Source organism: Aminobacter sp. P4_H6_2 (genome assembly GCF_056400805.1).
In genome coordinates this window covers 1-1,306 of record NZ_JBFUKO010000982.1, presented here as the reverse complement: position 1 = coordinate 1,306, position 1,306 = coordinate 1, and the positions used below count along the sequence as shown (strand labels likewise).

General features: G+C 60.9%; 2 protein-coding genes. Both read right to left on the bottom strand.

Annotation, left to right across the window (positions count from 1 at the left end; translation table 11 throughout):
* The coding region (locus AC1DUU_RS32285) for an ATP-binding cassette domain-containing protein (protein WP_476787362.1) at positions 1 to 346 on the bottom strand (346 nt) is incomplete at its 3' end.
* A complete protein-coding gene (locus tag AC1DUU_RS32280) occupies positions 346 to 1,296 on the bottom strand; it encodes an ABC transporter substrate-binding protein (RefSeq protein ID WP_476787363.1) in 951 nt (316 codons plus the stop codon). The genes AC1DUU_RS32285 and AC1DUU_RS32280, both read right to left, overlap by 1 nt.
* Between the last annotated feature and the right edge of the window lie 10 nt (positions 1,297 to 1,306).

Below are 1,306 nucleotides of genomic sequence, written 5' to 3'. Positions count from 1 at the left end.
GATCACAGAGGCTCAGGTCCTGAAACACCATCTCGATGTTGCGGTTGCGCGCGTCGGCCGGACCGGTGAAGCGAACTTCTTCGCCCTCAAGCGTGATCGTCCCGCCATCGGGAATGTAGGTTCCCGAGATGATCTTAGTCAGCGTCGACTTGCCGGCTGCGTTGTCGCCGACCAGGCCGAGGCATTCGCCCGGATAGATATCGAGGTCCACGCCGCGCAGCGCCTGGTGCGAACCAAATGCCTTGCGGATTCCCTTCAGGGATATGCGCGGGCTGGAACCAGCGCGGGAGGGCATAGCCCCCCCGACACCGGCGACAGCGGGAGGATGCTGTCCGTTAGTCGTCATCATTTGAAGATTGCCCGGTATGGCTCGACGTTGTCCTTGGTCACGATGGTCACCGGAACGGCGATCGTCTTTTCCACACTACCGCCATCGGTGACCTTCTTGAGAGCGTCGACGGCTGCGGCGCCCATGGCGGACGGATCCTGCTGGATGACGGCGGCAACGTAGCCCGCGTCAATACCGGCAATCGCCTGCGCCGTCAGATCCCAGCCGAACACTTTGACGCTGTCCTGCTTGGCCTGGCTTTCGACGGCGGCGATGGCGCCCATCAGCGCCGGTTCACCAGTCGCGTAGATGGCGGTCAGGTCTGGATTGCCGGTGATGAGATTTTCGGCAGCGGAAAGCGCGGTGTCCTGGACATTCTGGCCATCGACGACGCCGGCGGATGCCACGCCATCGACCTTGACGGTCTTTTCGAAGCCTTCCTGGCGGACGTTCTGGATGAACGAGTTCAAGGCGCCAACGACGCCGATCTTGGCTTTGCCATCGGCATTGGCCTTGATGTAGTCGAGGAAGAACTTGCCCATGTCGGCGCCGGCGGCTGCGTTGTCGACGCCGATTTGCGCCTTCTGCGGACCTTCGGGCAGGATCGCGTCGATGGCAACGACCGGGATGCCTGCTTCCGCAGCCTGGTTGACAGCGGGCATGATGCCGTTCACGTCGATGGCGACAACGGCAATACCGTCAACTTTCTGCTGAATATAGGTTTCGATGGCACTGTTTTGGGCAGCTGGGTCGTTGTTGGCGTTGAAGATCACCAGCTTCACGCCGGCGGCGTCGGCAGCCTTTTGGGCACCTTCATTGATCTGGTTGAAGAAAAGCGCCTGCTGATTGATCTGCACCAGGGCGAAGGTCTTTTCGGCAGCGGCCGCAGGGCTGAATGCAGAGATCGAGGTTAGCGCGGTGAAGCCGAGGGCGGCAACGAACGTTCTGCGTTTCAAAGTCCAGGTCATACTCTTATCC

Bases quoted from the DNA above. Each gene is read 5' to 3' on its own strand.
- AC1DUU_RS32280 (WP_476787363.1), bottom strand. From the start codon at position 1,296: ATGACCTGGACTTTGAAACGCAGAACGTTCGTTGCCGCCCTCGGCTTC.